Annotated in this window: 18 protein-coding genes; 15 read left to right on the top strand and 3 right to left on the bottom strand. The window is 71.9% G+C overall.

Annotation, left to right across the window (positions count from 1 at the left end; translation table 11 throughout):
• Positions 1 to 554 precede the first annotated feature (554 nt).
• The 4 genes from gatC to gatB are packed head-to-tail and all read left to right on the top strand — an operon-like array spanning position 555 to position 4,120.
• Complete coding sequence (gatC, locus tag ACZ434_RS16665; RefSeq protein ID WP_004925108.1) at positions 555 to 851, top strand: Asp-tRNA(Asn)/Glu-tRNA(Gln) amidotransferase subunit GatC; 297 nt, start codon at positions 555 to 557, stop codon at positions 849 to 851.
• A gap of 6 nt (positions 852 to 857) precedes the next feature.
• A complete protein-coding gene (gatA, locus tag ACZ434_RS16660) occupies positions 858 to 2,354 on the top strand; it encodes an Asp-tRNA(Asn)/Glu-tRNA(Gln) amidotransferase subunit GatA (RefSeq protein WP_468456265.1) in 1,497 nt (498 codons plus the stop codon).
• Complete coding sequence (locus ACZ434_RS16655) at positions 2,351 to 2,590, top strand: hypothetical protein (protein ID WP_004983148.1); 240 nt, start codon at positions 2,351 to 2,353, stop codon at positions 2,588 to 2,590. Before gatA ends, ACZ434_RS16655 begins: the two co-directional genes overlap by 4 nt.
• Positions 2,591 to 2,605: 15 nt before the next feature.
• Positions 2,606 to 4,120: an Asp-tRNA(Asn)/Glu-tRNA(Gln) amidotransferase subunit GatB gene (gatB, locus tag ACZ434_RS16650; RefSeq protein ID WP_468456262.1), complete on the top strand. Its 1,515-nt coding sequence runs from the start codon at positions 2,606 to 2,608 to the stop codon at positions 4,118 to 4,120.
• Positions 4,121 to 4,195: 75 nt separating this feature from the next.
• Here the strand turns inward: gatB and ACZ434_RS16645 are convergent, their stop codons facing one another.
• Positions 4,196 to 4,993: an SAM-dependent methyltransferase gene (locus ACZ434_RS16645; RefSeq protein ID WP_468456260.1), complete on the bottom strand. Its 798-nt coding sequence runs from the start codon at positions 4,991 to 4,993 to the stop codon at positions 4,196 to 4,198.
• 388 nt (positions 4,994 to 5,381) lie between these two features.
• Here ACZ434_RS16645 and ACZ434_RS16640 point away from each other — a divergent pair, with 388 nt between their 5' ends.
• The 6 genes from ACZ434_RS16640 (at position 5,382) to ACZ434_RS16615 (ending at position 12,557) form a co-directional block, all read left to right on the top strand.
• A complete protein-coding gene (locus tag ACZ434_RS16640) occupies positions 5,382 to 7,628 on the top strand; it encodes an MMPL family transporter (RefSeq protein ID WP_468456258.1) in 2,247 nt (748 codons plus the stop codon).
• Positions 7,606 to 8,178, top strand: a complete 573-nt coding sequence (locus ACZ434_RS16635) for a GNAT family N-acetyltransferase (protein ID WP_468456256.1) — start codon at positions 7,606 to 7,608, stop codon at positions 8,176 to 8,178. Before ACZ434_RS16640 ends, ACZ434_RS16635 begins: the two co-directional genes overlap by 23 nt.
• A gap of 35 nt (positions 8,179 to 8,213) precedes the next feature.
• Entirely contained in the window at positions 8,214 to 8,780 is a 567-nt protein-coding gene (locus tag ACZ434_RS16630; protein ID WP_468456254.1) for a hypothetical protein, read from the top strand.
• Positions 8,781 to 8,940: 160 nt separating this feature from the next.
• A complete protein-coding gene (locus tag ACZ434_RS16625) occupies positions 8,941 to 9,132 on the top strand; it encodes a hypothetical protein (protein WP_468456252.1) in 192 nt (63 codons plus the stop codon).
• 121 nt (positions 9,133 to 9,253) lie between these two features.
• Positions 9,254 to 12,418, top strand: a complete 3,165-nt coding sequence (locus tag ACZ434_RS16620) for a helix-turn-helix transcriptional regulator (RefSeq protein ID WP_468456250.1) — start codon at positions 9,254 to 9,256, stop codon at positions 12,416 to 12,418.
• The gene (locus tag ACZ434_RS16615) at positions 12,366 to 12,557 is read left to right on the top strand and encodes a DUF6191 domain-containing protein (RefSeq protein WP_468456248.1); all 192 of its coding nucleotides are present in this window, start codon (positions 12,366 to 12,368) and stop codon (positions 12,555 to 12,557) included. The genes ACZ434_RS16620 and ACZ434_RS16615 overlap by 53 nt, the downstream gene beginning before the upstream one ends.
• A 7-nt stretch (positions 12,558 to 12,564) precedes the next feature.
• Here ACZ434_RS16615 and ACZ434_RS16610 read toward each other — a convergent pair whose 3' ends face one another.
• Positions 12,565 to 13,728, bottom strand: coding sequence for a PQQ-dependent sugar dehydrogenase (locus tag ACZ434_RS16610; protein ID WP_468456246.1), 1,164 nt, complete (start codon positions 13,726 to 13,728; stop codon positions 12,565 to 12,567).
• Positions 13,729 to 14,293: 565 nt separating this feature from the next.
• Complete coding sequence (locus tag ACZ434_RS16605; protein ID WP_468456243.1) at positions 14,294 to 15,292, bottom strand: aldo/keto reductase; 999 nt, start codon at positions 15,290 to 15,292, stop codon at positions 14,294 to 14,296.
• Between the two features lie 75 nt (positions 15,293 to 15,367).
• On the opposite strand from ACZ434_RS16605, the gene ACZ434_RS16600 reads away from it, so the two are divergent.
• The 5 genes from ACZ434_RS16600 (at position 15,368) to ilvC (ending at position 23,471) form a co-directional block, all read left to right on the top strand.
• Positions 15,368 to 16,321, top strand: a complete 954-nt coding sequence (locus ACZ434_RS16600) for a 2-hydroxyacid dehydrogenase (protein ID WP_468456241.1) — start codon at positions 15,368 to 15,370, stop codon at positions 16,319 to 16,321.
• Between the two features lie 412 nt (positions 16,322 to 16,733).
• Positions 16,734 to 19,724: an EAL domain-containing protein gene (locus ACZ434_RS16595; protein ID WP_468456239.1), complete on the top strand. Its 2,991-nt coding sequence runs from the start codon at positions 16,734 to 16,736 to the stop codon at positions 19,722 to 19,724.
• A gap of 225 nt (positions 19,725 to 19,949) precedes the next feature.
• Positions 19,950 to 21,806 (top strand): acetolactate synthase large subunit, encoded by a 1,857-nt coding sequence (locus ACZ434_RS16590; RefSeq protein ID WP_468456237.1) that lies wholly within the window; start codon positions 19,950 to 19,952, stop codon positions 21,804 to 21,806.
• 21 nt (positions 21,807 to 21,827) lie between these two features.
• The gene (gene ilvN / locus ACZ434_RS16585) at positions 21,828 to 22,352 is read left to right on the top strand and encodes an acetolactate synthase small subunit (RefSeq protein WP_030216544.1); all 525 of its coding nucleotides are present in this window, start codon (positions 21,828 to 21,830) and stop codon (positions 22,350 to 22,352) included.
• 120 nt (positions 22,353 to 22,472) lie between these two features.
• Entirely contained in the window at positions 22,473 to 23,471 is a 999-nt protein-coding gene (gene ilvC / locus ACZ434_RS16580; protein WP_468456235.1) for a ketol-acid reductoisomerase, read from the top strand.
• Positions 23,472 to 23,529 lie beyond the last annotated feature (58 nt).

Here is a 23,529-nt window from a genome sequence, read left to right as displayed (position 1 = left end):
CCCGCCGCGCGCGACCACTGCCGCACCGCACCATCCACCCCGGCCGCCGTACGCGCCCGCAGACAGCCCACGGCCACCCCTCCGCCCGCCGCTCCCCGCCCTCCGCGGGCAGTCATGCCGCTCCTCCGCGCCCCGCGGGCGGTTGCGCGCTCCTCCGCGCCCCGCGGGCGGTCGTGCCGCTCTTCCGCGCGCCCCGCGGGCGGTCGTGCCGCTCCTCCGCGCCCCGCGGGTGGTCGTGCCGCGCCTCCGCTCTCCGCGGGCAGTCGTGCCGCTGGGGCGGCACGGGTGGGCGCGACGGCACCCCGCTCGCGCCGGGCTGCGCGAACACCCCCCGGCCCACACCCACGCCGGCCGCCGCGTACTCCGCGGGCAACAGCAGCCCCGGGTCCCGCGAGCGACCGGTCGCAGCACCCCCCACCGAACGCACGGCGACGTACAAGCACCGGTTACCACAACCCACCCCCCGGCCCCCCTCCCGGCAAGGGACACGGCACGGCCGCCCGCCCCATAGGATTGACCCCAAAACACACACACTCACCCCAGAGGATCGCTGCATGCCTGGCATTACGCGCGAGGAGGTCGCCCACCTCGCCCGGCTGGCGCGTCTGGAGCTGAAGCCCGAAGAGCTCGACCACTTCGCAGGCCAGCTCGACGACATCATCGGCGCGGTCGCCCGCGTCAGCGAGGTCGCCGACCAAGACGTACCGCCGACCTCGCACCCCCTCCCGCTGACCAACGTCATGCGGCCGGACGAGGTCCGTCCCTCGCTCACCCCCGAGCAGGCGCTCTCCGGCGCCCCGGCCCAGGAGCAGCAGCGTTTCAAGGTGCCGCAGATCCTGGGGGAGGAGTAACCCGCCATGAGCGATCACATCATCAAGCTCACCGCCGCCGAGACCGCCGCGAAGATCGCCTCCGGCGAGCTCACCGCCGTCGAGGTCACCGAGGCCCACCTGGCCCGTATCGAGGCCGTCGACGAGAAGGTGCACGCCTTCCTGCACGTCGACCGTGAGGGCGCCCTCGCGCAGGCGCGCGCCGTCGACGAGAAGCGGGCCAAGGGGGAGAAGCTCGGTCCGCTGGCCGGCGTTCCCCTCGCGCTCAAGGACATCTTCACCACCGAGGGCATCCCGACCACCGTCGGTTCCAAGATCCTCGAGGGCTGGATCCCGCCGTACGACGCGACGCTCACCAAGCGGCTCAAGGCCGCCGACGTCGTCATCCTCGGCAAGACCAACATGGACGAGTTCGCCATGGGGTCCAGCACCGAGAACAGTGCCTACGGGCCGACCGGCAACCCCTGGGACCTGACCCGGATCCCCGGCGGGTCGGGTGGCGGGTCGTCCGCCGCGCTCGCCTCCTTCCAGGCGCCGCTCGCCATCGGCACCGACACCGGTGGTTCGATCCGCCAGCCCGCCGCCGTCACCGGCACCGTCGGTGTGAAGCCGACGTACGGCGCCGTCTCGCGGTACGGCATGGTCGCCTTCTCCAGCTCCCTCGACCAGGGCGGCCCCTGTGCCCGTACGGTCCTCGACGCGGCGCTGCTGCACGAGGTGATCGCCGGGCACGACCCGATGGACTCCACCTCCATCGACGAGCCGGTCCCGGCGGTCGTCGAGGCCGCCCGCAACGGGTCCGTGGCCGGCATGCGCGTCGGCGTCGTCAAGCAGTTCCGGGGCGAGGGCTACCAGGCCGGCGTCGTCCAGCGGTTCGACGAGGCCGTCGAGATGATGAAGGGGCTCGGGGCGGAGATCGTCGAGCTGGACTGTCCCTCGTTCGACCTCGCCCTGTCGGCCTACTACCTGATCGCCCCCTCCGAGTGCTCGTCCAACCTCGCCCGCTTCGACGGCCTGCGCTACGGCCTGCGGACCGGCGACGACGGCTCGCACTCCGCCGAGGAGGTCACCTCGCTGACCCGCGAGGCCGGCTTCGGTGACGAGGTCAAGCGCCGCATCATGCTCGGCACCTACGCGCTCAGCTCCGGCTACTACGACGCGTACTACGGCAGCGCCCAGAAGGTCCGTACGCTGATCAAGCAGGACTTCGACAAGGCGTTCGAGCAGGTCGACGTGATCGTCTCCCCGACGACGCCCACGACGGCCTTCCCGATCGGTGAGCGTGCCGACGACCCCATGGCGATGTACCTCGCCGACCTGTGCACCATCCCGACCAACCTGGCCGGCAACGCCGCCATGTCGCTGCCCTGCGGCCTGGCACCGGAGGACAACCTGCCGGTCGGACTGCAGATCATCGCCCCGGTCATGAAGGACGACCGCCTCTACAAGGTGGGTGCAGCCGTCGAGGCCGCCTTCGTGGAAAAGTGGGGCCACCCGCTGCTCGAGGAGGCTCCGTCGCTGTGAGTGCACTGACCAAGGCCAAGGGCTTCAAGAAGTCCAAGTCCGGTACGTACCTGTCCATGGCCGCCACCGCCTTCGGCGCGATCGGTGTCGCCAAGCGTGTCAAGAAGGCGCGGCTGGAGAAGGACACCCTGGTCCTGATCGACGCCACCGTGTCCGCCGCCGCCATCGTCACCGGCCTCGCCATCCTCTACCGCGAGCTGAAGCGGCTGGGCGACGACGACGTCCTGCTGGGCTGAGAGGGAAGTTTCACCGTGACCACCACGACCGACCTGGTGTCGTACGAGGACGCTCTCGCGTCGTACGACCCCGTCATGGGCCTCGAGGTCCATGTCGAACTCGGCACCAAGACCAAGATGTTCTGCGGGTGCTCCACCGAGCTGGGCGCCGACGCCAACGCGCAGACCTGCCCCGTCTGCCTCGGCCTGCCCGGCGCACTCCCGGTCGTCAACGCGATCGGCGTCGAGTCCGCGATCAAGATCGGTCTCGCGCTGAACTGCGAGATCGCCGAATGGTGCCGCTTCGCCCGGAAGAACTACTTCTATCCGGACATGCCGAAGAACTTCCAGACCTCCCAGTACGACGAGCCGATCGCCTTCAACGGCTACCTCGACGTGCAGCTGGAGGACGGCGAGACCTTCCGCGTGGAGATCGAGCGCGCCCACATGGAGGAGGACACCGGGAAGTCCACGCACGTGGGCGGCGCCACCGGGCGCATCCACGGTGCCTCCCACTCGCTGCTCGACTACAACCGCGCGGGCATCCCGCTCATCGAGATCGTCACCAAGCCCATCGTCGGTGCCGGCGAGCGCGCTCCCGAGGTCGCGCGGGCGTACGTCCGTGAGCTGCGCGAGCTCATCCGGGCGCTCGGCGTGTCCGAGGCCCGGATGGAGATGGGCCAGATGCGGTGCGACGTGAACCTGTCGCTGCGCCCGCACGGCCGGGAGAAGTTCGGCACGCGCTCGGAGACGAAGAACGTCAACTCGCTCAGGTCCGTCGAGCGGGCCGCCCGGTTCGAGATCCAGCGGCACGCCGCCGTGCTGAACGACGGCGGGACGATCATCCAGGAGACCCGGCACTTCCACGAGGACACGGGGTCCACGACCTCGGGCCGCGTGAAGGAGGAGGCCGAGGACTACCGGTACTTCCCCGAGCCCGACCTGGTGCCGGTGGCGCCGTCGCGGGAATGGGTCGAGGAACTGCGTGCGGGGCTGCCCGAGCTGCCTCTCGTACGCCGCAACCGGCTCCGTGAGGAGTGGGGCGTGTCCGGCACGGACATGCAGGCCATTCTCAACGCCGGCGCGCTGGACCCGATCGTCGCCACGATCGACGCCGGCGCGGACGCCGCTTCCGCCCGCAAGTGGTGGATGGGTGAGCTGGCCCGCGCCGCCAACGAGTCCGGCAAGGCGCTCGACGAGCTCGCGATCACCCCGGCGCAGGTCGCCCGGGTGACCGAGCTGGTGAACGCCGGGGACCTCAACGACAAGCTGGCCCGCCAGGTCATCGAGGGCGTCCTCGCCGGTGAGGGCACTCCGGACGAGGTCGTCGACAAGCGCGGTCTGAAGGTCGTGTCCGACGAGGGCGCGCTCACCACGGCCGTGGAGGAGGCCATCGCCGGCAACCCGGCCATCGCGGACAAGATCCGCGGCGGCAAGGTCGCCGCGGCCGGTGCGCTGGTCGGCGCCGTCATGAAGGCCACACGCGGCCAGGCGGACGCGGCCCGCGTGAAGGAGCTGATCCTGGAGAAGCTGGGCGTCGGCGAGGGCTGAGTCCGGCGGAGTGTGACAGAGGGGACGCATCGGTCGATGCGTCCCCTCTGTCATGGGATCAGCGTGGGGCGGCGGTCAGTGCTTGCGGCCCACCACGCGGGTGAAGCCCAGGGTGCGGCCCCGGTCCGCGTGCAGCAGTTCCGCGTTCTCCCTGCTCATCCGCACGTGGAACTCCTCCGTGGACGCCTCGGAGACGACGTCGCACCAGAGCAGCCACTCCTTCCAGCCGTCCTGGAGCCAGTCCGCCGTCTCGACCTGCACGGCCCCGCTGCGGGTCCAGTGGCGGCGCCACCAGGCGGGGTTGTGGAAGCACCAGAACGCGGGGTCCCAGTGGGCCTTCAGGTGCTCGGGCGGTTCGCTGCCCTCGATCTCCTCGCGCATCGCCGGGACGACGACACCGATCCGGCCGCCGGGCTTCAGCAGCCGGGTCAGCGTCGGGAGGTAGAGGTCGTCGGTGCCGAAGTACTGGTAGGCGTCGATCGAGACGATCGCGTCGAAGCTCTCCTCCCCGAAGGGCAGGTCGTGCGCCTCGGCGAGCACCGGCAGTACGCGGTCGGCGACGCCCGCCTCGGCGATCCGCCGCGCGTTCTCGTCCGGCTTGATCCACAGATCGGCGGCGGTGACCTGAAGGTCGTACTCCCTGGCCAGGAAGACCGACGTCATGGCGCGTCCGCAGCCCAGGTCGAGCACGCGTGCGCCGGGGGGCAGGGTGTCGAGGCCGAGCGCCGGGGCGAGCCACTCCAGCAGCCACAGCGCGTGCGGGCCCATCGCGTTCTCGACGGTCCAGCGGGCGTCGTACGTGCTGCTGCGGGGGTAGCGGGGGAGGGTGAGGCGACTAGCGAGATCGTCGTCGTGCGGTGTGATGTCCGACATCGGTGAACGGGCTCCTTGGGGCCGTGAAAAGGGAATGGATCGCGTCGGAGAGCGGGCGGACAAGCATCAAAGCACCTGCTTCGGCCGGCGGCCGGTGGCCGCGGAATGTCGGACCGACGGACCGTAGCAGGCTGCCCGCGGTACCCGCATCAGGATTTGCGGGGCGGAGGCGCGACGCTCCCGCGCCATGAGTGGGCCAGGGGGAGGCGCGGCGGACCGGTTCGACTGACCGGATCGCGAATGTGAGTTAGTGCACGAAAGCGACAAACGATCATTTCCGCCTGCAACAGTGTCAGTGCATTGCTCATGCGTTCTTTGCGGGCTGTTCGGTCATCGCTCGACTGTTCCCGGTCAAAGATCCACACCGAGTCACCCTGGGAGCACATTCGTGGCAGCCCTAGCACGCTGGTGTGTCCAACGCCGTCTGATCACCGTTCTGCTGTGGCTTCTCGCCCTCGTCGGGGTCGCGGGGGGCGCCTTCGCCGCAGGTTCCGCCTACTCCAACGACTACAAGGTGCCGGGCACCGAGTCCGGGCGGGCCACCGAGCTGCTGAAGGAGGGCTTCCCCGGCCTCGGCGGCGACAGCGACAACGTGGTCTGGCACACAGCGTCCGGCACGGTCCGGGACACCGGCGTCGAGCAGGCCATGACCCGCACCCTGGACCGCATCGAGGACCTCCCGGGCGTGGCCGCCGTGAGCGGCCCCTACGACGACGGGGGCGCCGGACGCGTCAGCCAGGACGGCCGCACCGCGTACGCCACGGTCACCTTCGACGACGAGGCCAAGGACATCGCCGCGGGCGACGCGGCCGCCGTGGTGGAGACGGCCAAGTCCGCGGAGACCGACGGACTGCGCGTCGAACTGAGCGGCAGCGCCGTCGAGAGCGGTACGGCCCCCGGCGGCCACACCGCGGAGATCGTCGGCGTAGTGGTCGCCACCCTCGTCCTCCTCGTCGCCTTCGGCTCGCTCGCCGCGGCCCTGCTGCCCATCGCCACCGCCCTGGTCAGCGTGGGCACCGCCTACGCGGGCATCGTGCTGCTCGGCCACGTCATGACCGTCGCCGACTTCGCGCCCATGCTCGGCATGCTGATCGGGCTCGGCGTGGGCATCGACTACGCGCTGTTCATTGTCACCCGGCACCGACGCGGACTGAAGCGCGGCCTCACCGTCACCGAGGCCGCCGCCAACGCCGTCGCCACCACCGGACGGGCGGTCGTCTTCGCGGGTGCGACGGTGTGCATCGCCCTGCTGGGCATGCTGATCCTCCGGCTGAACTTCCTCAACGGCGTCGCCATAGCCGCCGCGCTCACCGTGGTGCTGACCGTCGCCGCCTCCGTCACCCTGCTGCCCGCCCTGCTGTCGTTCATCGGCATGCGCGCGCTCAGCCGCCGGGAGCGGCGCCGGCTGGCGGAGAACGGGCCCGAGCCGGAGCTGCCCACCGGCTTCGCCGCCCGCTGGTCGGCGTTCGTGGAGCGCCACCCCAAGCTGCTCGGCGCGGTCGCGGTCGTCGTCATGGCCGTCCTCGCGCTGCCCACCCTCTCGCTGCACCTGGGCACCTCCGACCAGGGCAACGACCCCAAGTCCTCCACCACCCGACAGGCCTACGACCTCCTCGCCGACGGCTTCGGCCCCGGCGTGAACGGCCCCCTCACCCTCGTCACCGAGGTCGACGGCGCCCAGGACCGGCTCGCCCTGGACAACCTCGGCAGCACCCTGCGCGACACCGACGGGATCGCCTCCGTGTCCCCGGTGACCTACGGCCAGGGCGGCGACACCGCCCACATCACCGTCGTCCCCGAGTCGTCGCCGCAGTCGAAGGCGACCAGTGACCTCGTCGACCGGCTGCGCGACGACGTGCTGCCGCGGGCCGAGTCGGGCACCTCGCTCGACCTGCACGTCGGCGGTGTGACGGCCGGCTACGACGACTTCGCCGACGTCATCATCGACAAGCTGCCCCTCTTCGTGGGCGTCGTGATCGGCCTCGGCTGTCTGCTGCTCCTGCTGGCCTTCCGTTCCATCGGCATCCCGCTCAAGGCCGCCGCGATGAACGTGGCCGCCGTCGCCGCCGCGTTCGGCGTCGTCGTCGCGATCTTCCAGTGGGGCTGGGGCAGCGAACTGCTCGGTCTGGGCAGCGCGGGCCCCATCGAACCCTTCCTGCCCGTGATCATGGTGTCGGTCCTCTTCGGGCTCTCCATGGACTACCAGGTGTTCCTGGTGAGCCGGATGTACGAGGAGTGGCTGGAGACCGGCGACAACCGGCGTGCCGTCCGCGTCGGCCTCGCGGAGACCAGCCGGGTGATCAACTCCGCCGCCGTGATCATGATCTCGGTCTTCCTCGCCTTCGTCCTCACCGGCGACCGCGTGATCGCCATGTTCGGCATCGCACTGGCCGCGGCCGTCGCCCTCGACGCCTTCGTGCTGCGCACGCTGCTCGTGCCCGCGCTCATGCATCTCCTCGGCGGAGCCAACTGGTGGCTGCCGCGCCGGCTGGACCGACTCCTGCCGCGGATCAGCATCGAGCCGCCCGAGGCCCGTGCCGCCCATGAGAGGCTGGCCGCCGCCACGGACGCCGAGGTGGCGGACGTGCTGGCCGAGGAGGAGCGACAGCGGGATGTACGCGATACGATTGGGTGACGACGGAGCCGAACTGCGTCCGCTGGAGCCCTGGCACGCCGAGGAGTTCCTCGCCCACCTGGACCGGGGCCGGGAGTTCATCAACCAGTACGTCCCCTTCGCCTCCCAGGCCAGGGACTCGGCCGGCGCGCGGGAGGTGCTCCAGCGGTACGCCGACTGGCGCGCCGCCGACACGGCCTCGCTGCACGGGCTGTGGCTGGACGGCACCCTCGTGGGCGGCGTCCTCACCCTGAACTTCGACGCCGCGAACGGCACGGGAGAGGTCGGCTGCTGGCTGGAGCCGGCCGCCACCGGCCGCGGGCTCGTCACCCGCGCGATGCGGGTGCTCATCGACTGGGCGGTCGAGCAGCGCGGGATCCACCGGGTCGAATGGGTCGCCGCGGCCGGCAACGCGCCGAGCCTCGCCGTCGCGCGCCGGCTCGGCATGACCCGTGACGGTGTGCGCCGTGAGGCCCATCTCCACCACGGGGTGCGCCACGACCTGGAGGTGTGGTCGGTCCTCGCCCCCGAATGGCGTGCGCGCCGCGGTCACCCGCACGACGATCATTAAGCGGACTCTCAGAGAGCCTCCGTACGGTGCGGAGCATGGGAACCAGGACAGTGGACGCGACCGGAGCCGAGAGCGAACGCGACGAGACGGCAGTGGACGCCACTGAAGCCGACGACGCCACCGAGACCGACGACGTCACGGAGACGGAGACCGGGGCGGAAGAGGCGGAAGGGGAGCAGGACGCGCCCGGGGCGGGGGAGAGCCCGTCCGGTGTCGGGCAGGGTGCCGGGGCCGTCGTCTCGGCCGCGCTCGGCCTGGTCTCGCTCACCGGCAGCTGGCTGGGCACCGTCGCCGCCGCCCGCGAGACCCTCGTGGGACAGCTCGAGACGGCGGCGGACGCCGGCGTGGCCACCCAGGTCAAGGAGATGTACGGCGACGCCTGGAACACCAGCGCCCTGTGGAGCGGCCTCTTCGCCCTCACCGCGCTGGTCGTCGCCGTGGCGGTGCTCGCCAGGCCCGCCTTCGGGACGCCCGGCCGGACGGTCCAGGCACCCTGGATCAAGTCGGTCGCCTGGGCCGGTGTCACGCTCGGCGTCATCGGACTGCTGCTGGCGGTCCTCAAGTACACCGACGTACTGCTGGGGCTGCCCGCCGCCGGCTGAGCCGGCGCGGGTGAGCCCGGTGACCGTACTAAGTGCGTTCTAAGGCCCCCCGCCCGCCGAAGATACGGAACCTTCCCGATGTGGCCGGCCCCCCTCGGAGACGAAGGTGGAGGCATCGCGGAAAGCGATACCGACACCCACTCCCCAGGGGGGCCACACCATGTTCGAGCACGCACTCCACCAGCTGCGCCACGACGACCTCGTCCGCCGCGCCGAGCACGAGCGCCTGGCCCGCGAGGCACTCCGCCTCCGCCGTGCCGCCCGCCGCGAAGCCGCCGCACGCGCCGCCGAGCGCGAAAGCCATAGCCACAGCCACCTCCCACGCCGACGGCGGTTCGCCCGAGCCGCCTGAACCTCCGCAGGACGGTGGCCGGACGGGGGTCGGCCGCCGTCCCCGGCTCCCCGGACCGGGCGGTGCCGTGGGTGCCGCTTCCGGGGCGGAAAACGGTGCTCTGTTTTCGGAGGTGCGTGCGATGCTCGGTGGCGTGGAGACCAAGTCCGTCAGTCCTGTGTTCGTCGGCCGCACCGGTGAGCTCGACACCCTGAACGACGCGCTCGCCCGTGCCGGCGCCGGTGAACCGCAGGCCCTGCTGGTCGGGGGCGAGGCCGGGGTCGGCAAGAGCCGCCTCGTCGAGGAGTTCGCCGCCGCGGCCCGCCGCCGGGGCGCGATCGTCGCACTCGGCGGCTGCGTCGAGATCGGCGCCGACGGACTGCCCTTCGCCCCGTTCTCCACCGCGCTGCGCCAGCTGCGCCGCGAACTGCCCGAACAACTCGCCGCCGCCTCCTCGGGACAGGAGGAGGAACTCGCCCGCCTGCTGCCCGAGTTCGGTACCGCCGCCCGGGAGGCCCGCCGCGACGAACAGGGGGTGGCCCGCCTCTTCGAACTCACCGCCCGCCTGCTGGAACGCCTCGCCACCGAACACACCGTCGTCCTCGTCCTCGAGGACCTGCACTGGGCCGACGCCTCCACCCGTCACCTCCTCGCCTACCTGCTCCGCACCCTGCGCACCGGCCGGCTCGTCGTCCTCGCCACCTACCGCTCCGACGACATCCACCGCCGCCACCCGCTGCGCCCCCTCCTCGCCGAACTCGACCGGCTCCGCACGGTGCAGCGCGTCGAACTCGGCCGGTTCAACCGCGACGAGGTGCACCGCCAGATCGCCGGCATCCTCGCCCGCGAACCCGACCCGGGCCGGGTCGACGACATCTTCGACCGCTCCGACGGCAACGCCTTCTTCGTCGAGGAACTCGCCGTCGCCGCCGACCAGGGCTGCTGCACCGGCCTCACCGACTCCCTGCGCGACCTGCTCCTGGTCCGCGTCGAGGGCCTGCCCGAGAGCGCCCAGCGGGTTGCCCGGATCGTCGCCGAGGGCGGTTCCACCGTCGAGGACCGGCTGCTGGCCGCCGTCGCCGGGCTCACCGAGGACGACCTCATCGAGGCCCTGCGCGCCGGCGTCAACGCCAGCATCCTCGCCCCCGCGCCCGACCGTGACGGCTACCGCTTCCGCCACTCCCTGGTCCGCGAGGCCGTCAGCGACGACCTGCTGCCCGGCGAGCGCTCCCGCCTCAACCGCCGCTACGCCGAGGCACTGGAGGCCGACCCCACGCTCGTCCCCGCCGACGAGCGGGCGACCCGCCTGGCCAGCTACTGGTACCACGCCCACGACGCCACCAAGGCCCTGCCCGCCGTCCTCGACGCCTCCGTCGAGGCCCGCCGGCGCCACGCCTACTCCGAGCAACTGCGCCTGCTGGAGCGGGCCATGGAACTGTGGGACGCCGTCCCCGACGCCGTACGCGCCACCCTGCGCCCGGTCGACTACGCCGAGGTCTACCCGGCCCCGCTGCCTGACGGGCATGCGGGCACGCCCGGCGGCAGCGACCCGGGGCCGACGCCGCTGCGCTACCTGGACCTGATGGCCGAAGCCGCCGTCGCCGGCCGGCTCTGCGGGGAACGCGAACGCGCGATGAAGATCATCAAACGGGCGCTGCGCCTCCTCGACGAGGACCCCGACCCGCTGCGCGCCGCCTGGTTCTGGGTGCAGCGCTCCCGGCTCACCCAGGCCCTCGCCCGCGGCGACGGCTGGGCCGAGCTCGGCACCGCGCAGGACCTGGTGCGCGGCCTGCCCCCGTCCGAGGTGCACGCCGAGGTCCTCGCCTCCGCGGCCAACTGGTCGATGCTGCACGAACCCGGACCGGAGGCCATGGCCGCCGCCGAACGCGCCGTCGAGTACGCGCGCATGGTCGGCGCCCACGACATCGAGCTCAACGCCCGGCTCACCCTCGGCGGCCTCCTGGTCGAGGCGGGCGACCTCACGACCGGACTCGCCGAGATGTACGAGGTCAAGGACCGGGCGACCGAGCTGGGCGTGGACATGGTGGTGGCCCGCGCCCATGTGAACCTCCCGTCCGTCCTCGAAGGCGTCGGCCGCTCCCAGGAGGCCGTGGACCTCCTCCGCGAGGGCATCCACGTCACCCGCGAGCTGGGGCTGGACTCCGAGGGCTGGGTGTGGGGCAACCTCGCCGAGTCCCTCCACTCCCTCGGCCACTGGGACGAGGCGGCCCGGGCCGCGGCCAAGGCCCAACGCCTCGAACAGAGCGCCAAGCCGCGCGCCGGCGGCTCGATACGCCTGGCCTCCCTCGCCCAGGACCGCGGGAACCCGGCCGAGGCGGCACGCCGTCTCGCCGAGGCCCGCGGCTTCTTCGCCACCCACGACCCGGTGCCGCAGTACGCCCTGCCCCTGAAGCGGGTCGCCATCGGTGTCGCCGCGGCCGAGGGACGCCTCCCGGACGCCCGCGCCGAACTGCTCGATGCCCTCGACACCGGACTTCCGCCCGGCACCCAGCGCTACGGCTGGCCTCTGCTGCTCGCCGCCACGACCGCCGAGGCGGACGCCCACGGCGAGGCGGCGACCGAGCCCGGCCGGCCGGAGATCCTGCGGCGGATCCGCAAGGCCGCCAAGTCCCTGACGACCGGAGTGCCCCTCTGGCGGGCCTACGACCTGTGGCTGCGCGCCGAACTGCTGCGCGCGGAGGGAAGGTTGGCACCGGACGAGTGGTCCGCGGCCGTCGAGGCGATGGAGCCACTGGGGCGGCCCTACGACCTCGCACGGGTGCGGTACCGGCTCGCCGAGGCGCTGCTCGCCTCCGGCGCGGGCGACGACGAGCGCACCCGCGCCACGGAACTGCTGCGGCTGGTCGACGCCGTCGCCGGCCACCTCGGCGCCGCCCCGCTGGCCCGCTCGGCCACGCTGCTGGCACAGCGCGCGCGTCTGGCACTGGCGCCCGCCGTCCGCGAAGCGGCTCCCGGCCCGCCCGACCCGGTGGAGGCGCTCGGTCTCACCAGCCGGGAGCGCGATGTGCTGCGCCTGGTGGCGGCCGGCCACACCAACCGCCGTATCGCCGAGGAACTGTTCATCTCCCCGAAGACGGCCAGCGTTCATGTGTCCAACATCCTGGGAAAACTGGGCGTATCCGGGCGTGGTGAGGCCGCGGCGGTGGCCCACCGGCTCGGTCTGTTCCCGGACGGGGAACGGCTGACGGCGGGACAATGGGTGCACGATGCATGCGGCCCTGGAAAGGGGAGCGATGTTCAACGCCTTGGAGGAACTGTTCGCGCCGGGCCGCAAGCACACCCGTGACGAGCAGAAACGCCTGGAACTGACCCGGGTGGACGTCGGCGACGCCGACCCCGGACGCGGGCCGATAGACCTCGCGTCCGGAAAGGTCACGATGCGGCGGCCGAAGCCGACGGAGGACCGGGACGGGCACGGGGACTGAATACCGGCTAGCTCACCTTCAGCTCCAGGATGCGGTCGTCGCCGTCGTGGGGATTGCCCCGGCCGTCCGTGTTGCTGGTGACCAGCCACAGCTTGTCGTCGCCCGCCGCGACCACCGTGCGCAGCCGGCCGTACTCGCCCTCCAGGAAGGACTGTGGGTCCGCCGAGGTCTCCGTGCCCTTGAGGGGTATGCGCCACAGACGCTCGCCGCGCAGGCCCGCCATCCAGACCGAGCCCTCGGCGTACGCGATGCCGCTGGGGGAGGCCTCTTCCGGGCTCCACTGGTCGACCGGGTTGTGGAAGTCCCCGTCGTCGGATTCGCCCTCCACCTCCGGCCAGCCGTAGTTGTCACCCGGCTTGATCGCGTTCAGCTCGTCCCAGGTGTTCTGGCCGAACTCCGAGGCGAACAACCGCTGCTTGCCATCCCAGGCCAGGCCCTGCACATTGCGGTGCCCGTAGGTGTACACCGCGGAGTCGGGGAACGGGTTGCCCGGCGCCGGCTCGCCGTCCGGGGTCAGCCGCAGGATCTTGCCGCCGAGGGACTCCTTGTCCTGCGACAGACCGGTGTCACCGCTCTCGCCCGTGCCCACGTACAGCATCTTGTCCGGGCCGAAGGCGATCCGGCCGCCGTTGTGCACTCCGCCCTTGGGGATGCCGCGGAAGACCGTGTCCGGTTCTCCGAGCTGCTCTCCGGCCGGCTTCTTCTCGTCGTGTATCAGGCGGACGATGCGGTTGTCGGAGGCCGAGGTGAAGTAGGCGTAGATCATGTGGTCCGACGCGTACTCGGGGGAGAGGGCGATGCCCAGGAGGCCGCCCTCGCCGGAGGGTGCCACCCCCGCCACCTCGCCCAGCTCGGTCTTCTCTCCGGTCTCGCCGTCGACCCGGGTGATCGTCGCCTCGTCCCGGGAGGACACCAGGAGGTCACCGCCCGGGAGGGGGGCCAGGCCCCAGGGGCTCTTCAGGCCCGTCGCGACCGTGCGGACCACCTTCACCGAGCCCTTCGCGGGCGGGGTCTCCTCTCCGGTCCGGGCCGGGGCCGACGACGGCGCAGCCTTGTCACCCGGGGTGGCGCTGCCGTTCCCGCCGGCTGTTCCTCCGTCGTCGGAGGAGCAGCCGGCCGTCAGCAGGAGCGCGGCGGCGGCCAGCACGGCCGGCACGGCTCGATGTCGCACGATGTTGTCCCTTCGACGCGGCGGGTTCTACCTGTCATACACCGCTCGCGCCTCCCAGGTTCCCGATCGCCCGACCCCGAACCACGAGCCCCCGAGCGCCCCGCGCCGCCGGCCCCCGGACCAGGAGTCCCCAGTCGCCTGCACCGCCGGCCCCGGCCGGCCCTCACCGGTCACCCGGTCACCCGGCCATCTGCTCACCCGGCTATCCGGCCCCCACCGGTCACCCGGTCACCCGGGCATCTGGTCACCCGGCTATCCGGCCCCCACCGGTCACCCGGTCACCCGGCCATCTGCTCACCCGGCTATCCGGCCCCCACCGGTCACCCGGTCACCCGGCCATCTGCTCACCCGGCTATCCGGCCCCCACCGGTCACCCGGCCATCCGGCCATCTGGTCACCCGGTCACCCGGTCACCCGGTCACCCGGTCACCCGGCCACGAGATCCGGCCGCCGGCCGCCCCCGTGCCCTGCCCGCGCCCCCGCGGTGCGTTCCGCGCCCGCCGATCGGGGCGCAGGCCCGGGGTTCCGTCGCCGGACCCCGGACCCCGGCCCCCGCCGACCGGGGTCAGTCCCACGACCCCTGCGCCGCGGGCAGCCGCGCGATCTCGGCGAGGTCCTGTTCCGTCAGGCGCAGGTCCGCCGCCGCCGCGTTCTCCGTGACCCAGTGTTCCCGCTTGGTGCCGGGGACCGGGATGACCTGCCGGCCACGGCTCAGGACCCAGGCCAGGGCCACCTGCGCCGGGGTGACGTGCTCGCCGTGGCGGCGGGCGACGCGCCGCAGGCCGGCCACGATCGGCTGGTTCGCGGCCATCATCTCGGCCGTGAACCGGGGATGCCGGGCGCGCAGATCGTCCGCCTCGAAGCCCACGCCGGGCGTCAGCGTCCCGCTCAGGAAGCCGTTGCCCAGCGGCATCGCGGCCAGGAAACCGATCCCGCGCGACCGGCACCACGGCAGCAGCGCATCCAGGGCCTCCGGCGACCACACCGACAGCTCCGCCTCCACCGCGCTCACCGGGAAGACCTGCTGCACCCGCTCCAGTTGCCGGATCGTCGTGTCGTGCAGCCGCGCCCCCGGACGCCGGGACGAGCGGGCCCCGACCGCGCACAGCCCCAACGCCCGTACCTTGCCCGCCCGTACGAGTTCCGCCATCGCGCCCCAGGTCTCCTCGACCGGGACCTCCGGGTCGGCACGGTGCAGCTGGTAGAGGTCGATGACGTCGGTCTGGAGCCGGCGCAGCGACGCGTCGCAGGCCCTTCTCACGTACCCGGGACGGCCGTTGGCCACGATGTGCTGGTCGCCCACCAGCAGACCGACCTTCGTGGACACGAAGGCGTCGGAGCGCCGCTCCTTCAGCACCCGTCCGAGCAGCAGCTCGTTGGTGAACGGGCCGTACATGTCGGCGGTGTCGAGGAGGGTCGAGCCCGCGTCCAGCGCCCGGTGCACCGCCCTGAGCGACTCCTCGCCGCGCTGCCGGGAGGAGCTGTAGGCCCAGCTCATCGGCATGCACCCGAGCCCTACGGCCCCCACCGCGAGCGCCGCCGCGCCGATCGTCCTGCGCTCCACCTGCTCGTGACCCTCCCTCTCCGGCCCCCCAACCTAACCTCTGCCGCGAACGGCCCCTGAACTAGCCTCCCGACCATGACTGCTGCTGACGTATGGCTCCCCATCCCGCCGGACGAGATCGACGGCCTCCCCGAGGGCCCGCGCTACCGCTTCTGGGACGGGGCCGAGGAGTACCCCGCCGACCCGGCCGACTGCGCCTTCTACGTCGTGCCGTACATGAAGCCCGCCGGGGTGGGTGTGCGGCCGATGCCGCTGATGCGTTCCGTGCGGGTCGTGCAGACCCTGTCGGCCGGCACCGACCACGTGGAGCCGGGGCTGAAGGACCTGCCCCCCGGGGTGCGGCTGTGCAACGCGCGCGGAGTGCACGAGGCCAGCACCGCGGAGCTCACCCTCGCGCTGATCCTGGCCTCCCTGCGCGGCATCCCCGGTTTCGTGCGGGCCCAGGACAAGGGGGAGTGGCGGGGCGGGTTCCGGCCCGCGCTCGCCGACAGGAACGTGCTCATCGTGGGATACGGATCGATCGGCGCGGCCATCGAGGACCGGCTCGTTCCGTTCGAGCTCGCGCGGGTGGCACGCGTCGCGCGCTCCGCCCGCACCACGGAGCGCGGGCCGGTGCACCCGCTCACCGAACTGCCCTCCCTGCTCCCGGAGGCGGACGTCGTGGTGCTCTCCACCCCGCTGACCGAGACCACCCGGCACCTCGTGGACGCCGGCTTCCTGGCCCGGATGAAGGACGGCGCCCTGCTCGTGAACGTGGCCCGCGGAGGGGTGGTCGACACCAAGGCACTGCTCAACGAGCTGGAGAGCGGACGCATCACCGCCGCCCTCGACGTCACGGATCCGGAACCGCTCCCCTCGGATCACCCCTTGTGGCGGGCGCCGGGCGTGCTCGTCACCCCGCACGTCGGCGGACCCACGTCCGCCTTCCTGCCGCGGGCCGAGCGGTTGCTGCGGGATCAGCTGCGCCGTTATGTGAACCGGGAGGAGCTCGGCAACGTGGTCCTGGTGACGGGAGCGGAAGGCGTGTAGTCCGCTTCGAGTACCGTCCGCGTTTCCCCGGGCGCGGTGGGTACGCATATATCAGTTGATCGTTACGGAGCGTAGAGAACCTATGTCCCTGAGTGACGAGACTGGTGTATCGTCCCGACAGGGGCTGCGCCGCTGACCGACGGCGCGGGGGACGGACACGGAGACTGCGAGGGGGGCGACGGACGATGCACGGCCTGTGGACGAGCGATCCGACGCGGCGGAGCCGTCGGCTGCGACACTGGCGCGCGGACGCGCGCGGCCGCGGCCACCACGGCGGCCGGCACACCCGGCACGGCGACCGGTCCGACCGCCCCGGTCCACCGCACCACCACCACGCCGCCCGCGGGAGGCACGCCCCACCGGCGCACCGAGGGCCGGGGAATCCGGGAGCGGCGCGGACCGGGAGCGCCCGGTGAGCGCGCCCCCTCCCACGTCGACCCTCGACGGAGCGCTGCGCCCGCCACCCGCCGCGCGGTCCGCGCCGGCCGGTACGCCGACCGCCGCCCGCCGGCCCGGCCCGGTGGCGCAACTCGTCCTCGCCCTCGTCTGCGCGGCCTACGCCGTCGGTGCCGCGCTCGGCTGGGGTTCGGAGCACCTCGCGCTGGTCATGGGCGACTTCGGGCTGAGCGCCGCCGCCGCTGCCGCGGCCGTCTCCTGCTTCGTCTACGCCCGCATCCCGCGCACCCGGTTCCGGCCGGCCTGGCTGCTGTTCGGCCTCTCCTCGGCCATGGCCTCCCTGGGCAACCTGGTCTGGGGGTGGTACGAGGTCGTGCTGGGCCTCCCCGTCCCCAGCCCCAGCTACGCCGACCTGTTCTTCCTGTGCTTCGCGCCGCCCGCCATCGTGGGACTGCTGGTGCTCGCCAAACGGCCCGTGACCAAGGCCGGCTGGGTCTGTCTCGCCCTGGACGCCTGGCTGATCGGCGGCTCCCTGCTCACCCTGGCGTGGAGCCTCGCCCTCGCCCAGGCCGCGCGGGCCGAGGGCTCGGACGTCGCGCACACCGCGCTGTCACTGGCGTACCCGCTGCTCGACATCGCCCTGGTCAGCATGGTGCTCGCCCTGCACTTCCGGCGTTCGGCGGTGAACCGGTCCGCGGTCAACACCGCGATCGGCGCCCTCGCGCTGACCGTCATGTGCGACGCCCTGTTCACCTCCCCGCTGCTGCACGCCGGCTACCGCTCGGGACAACTGCTCGACGCGGGCTGGTTCGCCGGCTCGCTGCTGCTGGCGTACGCGCCCTGGGCCGCGCCGCGCGGCGGTCCGCCCGAGCCTGAGGGGTGCACCCGTGTGGTCCGCGAACACCTGCCGGGGCGGCGCGGCGGACCGGACACCCAGCCACCCGCGCCCGGCGGCGAGTCCGGCCGGTATCCGCCCTCCCGGCCCACCGCGGGCTCCCTCGCCGCGCTCACCCCGTACCTCGCCGCGGCTGTGTGCACCCTGGGGATCCTCTACAACGTCCTCAACGGCCGCAGCGTCGACCGCGTCGTACTGATCACCGGGGGCACGGTGGTGCTGGCGCTCGTCGTGCGCCAGGGCATCATGCTGCTCGACAACATCACCCTCACCCAGGAACTGGCGCAGACGGAGAACCACTTCCGCTCCCTGGTGCAGGGCTCCAGCGACGTGATCATGATCGCCGCCCCCAGCGGCATCCTCCGCTACGTCTCCCCGGCCGCCACCGGGGTGTACCGCCGCCCCGCGGAGGACCTGGTGGGGACGGAGCTGGCCGGGCTGATCCACCCCGAGGACCTCGGCCCCGTCGTGCACGAGGTGCGCCGCTTCCTCGCCGCGGACCCGGTCGAGGAACCCACCACCCGCATCGAGTGCCGCTTCCGCTCCGGCGACGGAGGCTGGCTGAACGTCGAGTCGACCGTCAACCGGCACCACGGCGGCCTCATCTTCAACAGCCGTGACGTGACCGAGAGAGTGCGGCTCCAGGCCCAGCTCCAGCACAACGCGGAACACGACCCGCTCACCGACCTGCCCAACCGCGCGCTGTTCACCCGGCGCGTCCAGCAGGCCCTGTCCGGCCGCCGCGCCTCCGACCGCGGGGCCGCCCTCAGGGGCACGGCCGTGCTCTTCATCGACCTCGACGGCTTCAAGGGCGTCAACGACACCATCGGGCACCAGGCCGGGGACGAACTGCTCGTGCAGGCCGCCCGCAGGCTCCAGGACGCGGTCCGCAAGGGCGACACCGCCTCCAGACTGGGCGGCGACGAGTTCGCCGCCCTGATCGCCGGGGACGGCGTCCGCGACCGGGAAGCCCGCGAGCGGCACATGGTGGAACTCGCCGACCGCCTCAGAGCCACCCTGTCCCAGCCCTACCTCATCGACGGCAACGATGTCCGCGTCAACGCCTCCATCGGTGTGGCCTTCGCGGAACCAGGCGTCGGCGCGGGTGAGTTGCTGCGCAACGCCGACCTCGCCATGTACCGGGCGAAGGCGGCCGGCAAGGGCCGGGTGGAGCTGTACGAGCCGCACATGCAGCAGGACGTCGTCCGCAAGGCGGAGCTGGCCGCGCGGCTGCGCGCGGCGCTGCACCACGGCGAGTTCGCCCTGCTGCACCAGCCGGTGGTGTGCCTGGCGGACGGCCGGATCACCTCGGTCTGCGCGCAGGCGCGCTGGCGCTCCTCCCAGGGAGTGCTCTTCACGCCCGCGGAGTTCCTGCGGGTGGCCGAGGACAGCGAGAAGGCCGCCGAGCTGGGCCGGTGGGTGCTGGAAGAGGCCGTCGAGCAGGCCGCCGAACGGCACGCGACGGGGCTGCCGGTACCCGTGGCCGTCCGGCTGAGCGCCCGCCGGCTGCTGGACCGGTCGCTGCCGCTCGGCTCGATCGAGGCCCTGCTCACCCGGCACGGGCTGCCGTCCGGTTCCCTGATCGTCGAGCTGGCCGACACCGACCCCCGGGTCCCGCTCGACGAACTGGAGCGCCGGCTCACCGTGCTCAAGCGGCTCGGTGTCCGGATCGCCCTCGACGGCTTCGGCGGCGGACCCGCGGCGATCACGGCCCTCAGGCGGCTCCCCGTCGACGTCCTCAAGCTCGACCGCAGCCTGGTCGACGGCGTCGCCGAGTCCGCGCGGCTGCACAAGATCACCAGCGGGCTGCTGCGGATCGCCTCCGACCTCGGAATGCACTCCGTGGCCGTGGGGGTGGACCAGCCCGAGCAGGCCGTGACCCTGCGCGCGATGGGCTGTACGCACGGACAGGGCCTCGCCTTCTCCGGACCGCTGGACGAGTACCGGCTGCGCAGAGCCCTGACCGCCGGGCACTGTCCGGTGCCGCCCGGGCCGGTCGAGCCTGTCTTCGTCGGCGGGGGAGCGGGGGTGTACTCCGGAGGAGTGACCGCCGTACTCAAAGGCGGTACGGCACTGCGCTCACATAATGAGACTCCCGTCCCACCCACTTGACAGTGGGTGCGCGCCGGAGAGAGGGTCAGTCCCATGCGCACCCGAATTCTCGTACTTGGACAGCGCGTCGGCTGACGCTGAGCCCCGATCGCTCAGCGACCACCACCCGGCGCGCTTCCCCTCGCTTGCCTTATGGCACGAGGGGTTTTTTGTTGCACAGGCACCTGCCGAGCAGCACGCGTAACCCGCACGAACTTCGCAAAAACCCTCAGCATCGAGAAGAGAATGCCGATGACCGAGCAGGCCACCGGGGCCCATCACCCGCAGCCCCGGCCCCGATCCGGAGGACAGTCCGCCCCCGTCGAGCACGTCACGGGAGCCCAGTCCCTCATTCGCTCTCTCGAGGAGGTCGGCGCCGACACGGTATTCGGCATTCCCGGCGGTGCGATCCTTCCCGCCTACGACCCGCTGATGGACTCCACCCGGGTGCGTCACGTCCTGGTCCGGCACGAGCAGGGCGCCGGCCACGCGGCCACCGGCTACGCGCAGGCCACCGGCAAGGTGGGCGTCTGCATGGCGACCTCCGGACCCGGCGCCACCAACCTGGTCACCCCGATCGCCGACGCGCACATGGACTCGGTGCCGATGGTCGCGATCACCGGCCAGGTCGCCTCCAAGGCGATCGGCACGGACGCCTTCCAGGAGGCGGACATCGTCGGCATCACCATGCCGATCACCAAGCACAACTTCCTGGTCACCAAGGCCGAGGACATCCCGCGGGTGATCGCGCAGGCGTTCCACATCGCCTCCACCGGCCGCCCCGGCCCGGTGCTCGTCGACATCGCCAAGGACGCCCTCCAGGCGAAGACCACCTTCTCCTGGCCCCCCGCCATGGACCTGCCCGGCTACCGGCCCGTCACCAAGCCGCACGCCAAGCAGATCCGCGAGGCCGCCAAGCTGATCACCTCCGCGAAGCGCCCGGTGCTCTACGTCGGCGGCGGCGTCATCAAGGCCCGCGCCACGGCCGAGCTGAGGGTCCTCGCGGAACTCACCGGAGCTCCCGTCACCACCACCCTGATGGGACTCGGCGCATTCCCCGACAGCCACGAGCTGCACGTGGGGATGCCGGGCATGCACGGTTCGGTCACCGCCGTCACCGCGCTGCAGAAGGCCGACCTGATCGTCGCCCTCGGAGCCCGCTTCGACGACCGCGTCACCGGCAAGCTGGACAGCTTCGCTCCGTACGCCAAGATCGTCCACGCCGACATCGACCCGGCGGAGATCGGCAAGAACCGCGCCGCCGACGTGCCGATCGTCGGTGACGCCCGCGAGGTCCTCGCCGACCTCATCCAGGCCGTCCAGAAGGAGCACGCCGACGGCAACCGGGGCGACTACACGGCCTGGTGGAAGGACCTCGACCGCTGGCGCGAGACCTACCCGCTCGGCTACGACCAGCCCGGCGACGGCTCGCTCTCCCCGCAGCAGGTCATCGAGCGCATCGGGCAGCTGGCGCCCGAGGGCACGATCTTCGCCGCCGGAGTCGGCCAGCACCAGATGTGGGCCGCGCACTTCATCGAGTACGACAAGCCCGCCACCTGGCTGAACTCCGGCGGCGCCGGAACCATGGGCTACGCGGTCCCGGCCGCCATGGGCGCCAAGGCCGGCGCGCCCGACCGCGCCGTCTGGGCGATCGACGGCGACGGCTGCTTCCAGATGACCAACCAGGAACTCACCACCTGCGCCCTGAACAACATCCCGATCAAGGTCGCCATCATCAACAACGGCGCCCTCGGGATGGTCCGCCAGTGGCAGACCCTCTTCTACAACCAGCGGTATTCCAACACGGTGCTGCACTCCGGCCCCGGCGCGGACACCGCCGAGAAGAGCGCGGGCACCCGGGTGCCCGACTTCGTGAAGCTGTCCGAGGCCATGGGCTGCTACGCGATCCGCTGCGAGGACCCCGCCGACCTCGACAAGGTCATCGAGGAGGCCAACTCCGTCAACGACCGCCCGGTCGTCGTGGACTTCATCGTCCACGAGGACGCGATGGTGTGGCCGATGGTCGCCGCCGGCACCTCCAACGACGAGATCATGGCCGCCCGGGACGTCCGCCCCGACTTCGGCGACAACGAAGACGACTGAGAGCCGTAAAGGAAGCACATCATGTCCAAGCACACGCTCTCCGTCCTGGTGGAGAACACCCCCGGCATCCTGGCCCGGATCGCCGCCCTGTTCTCCCGCCGCGGCTTCAACATCGACTCCCTCGCCGTCGGGGTCACCGAGCACCCGGACATCTCCCGCATCACCATCGTGGTGAGCGTCGAGGAGTTCCCGCTGGAGCAGGTGACCAAGCAGCTCAACAAGCTCGTCAACGTGCTGAAGATCGTCGAGCTCGAACCCGGGCAGGCCGTCCAGCGCGAACTCGTTCTGGTGAAGGTGCGCGCCGACAACGAGACGCGCTCCCAGATCGTCGAGATCGTCCAGCTGTTCCGCGCCAAGACCGTGGACGTCTCCCCGGAGGCCGTGACCATCGAGGCCACCGGCAGCAGCGACAAGCTGTCCGCCATGCTCAAGATGCTGGAGCCGTTCGGCATCAAGGAGCTCGTCCAGTCCGGCACCATCGCGATCGGACGCGGTGCCCGTTCGATCACGGACCGGTCGCTGCGCGCTCTGGACCGGTCGGCGTAAGACAGGGACCGGGCGGCCGGCCGCGACACCGGCCGCCCGTATTCCGAGACTCCGAAACTTCCCCTCCCCCCGCCGTCATACGGTGGGACGCAACACCTGCACTCAAGGAGAGAACCCAAAGTGGCCGAGCTGTTCTACGACGCCGACGCCGACCTGTCCATCATCCAGGGCCGCAAGGTCGCGGTCATCGGTTACGGCAGCCAGGGCCACGCCCACGCCCTGTCGCTGCGCGACTCCGGCGTCGACGTGCGCGTCGGTCTGCACGAGGGCTCCACGTCCAAGGCCAGGGCCGAGGAGCAGGGCCTGCGCGTGGTGACCCCGTCCGAGGCCGCCGCCGAGGCCGACGTCATCATGATCCTCGTCCCGGACCCGATCCAGGCCCAGGTCTACGAGGAGCACATCAAGGACAACCTGAAGGACGGCGACGCCCTGTTCTTCGGCCACGGTCTGAACATCCGCTACGGCTTCATCAAGCCCCCGGCCGGCGTGGACGTCTGCATGGTCGCCCCCAAGGGCCCGGGCCACCTGGTGCGCCGTCAGTACGAGGAGGGCCGCGGCGTTCCCTGCATCGCCGCCGTCGAGCAGGACGCCTCCGGCAACGCCTTCGCGCTGGCCCTGTCGTACGCCAAGGGCATCGGCGGCACCCGCGCCGGCGTCATCAAGACCACCTTCACCGAGGAGACCGAGACCGACCTCTTCGGCGAGCAGGCCGTCCTGTGCGGTGGCACGGCGGCGCTGGTCAAGGCGGGCTTCGAGACCCTGACCGAGGCCGGCTACCAGCCGGAGATCGCCTACTTCGAGTGCCTGCACGAGCTGAAGCTGATCGTGGACCTCATGTACGAGGGCGGCCTGGAGAAGATGCGCTGGTCGATCTCCGAGACCGCCGAGTGGGGCGACTACGTCACCGGTCCCCGCATCATCACCGACGCCACCAAGGCCGAGATGAAGAAGGTCCTCGCCGAGATCCAGGACGGCACCTTCGCGCGGCAGTGGATGGACGAGTACCACGGCGGTCTGAAGAAGTACAACGAGTACAAGCAGCAGGACTCCGAGCACCTGCTGGAGACCACCGGCAAGGAGCTGCGCAAGCTGATGAGCTGGGTCGACGAAGAGGCGTGAGCCCCTGCGCCCCGCGACGGTGCCGCCGGTTCCGGGTGCCGTCGCGGGGCGCTGCCCC

This window comes from Streptomyces sp. NPDC030893 (genome assembly GCF_055571535.1).
Note: the sequence above shows the minus strand (reverse complement) of the source record. Positions and strands in the feature narration are given on the sequence as shown.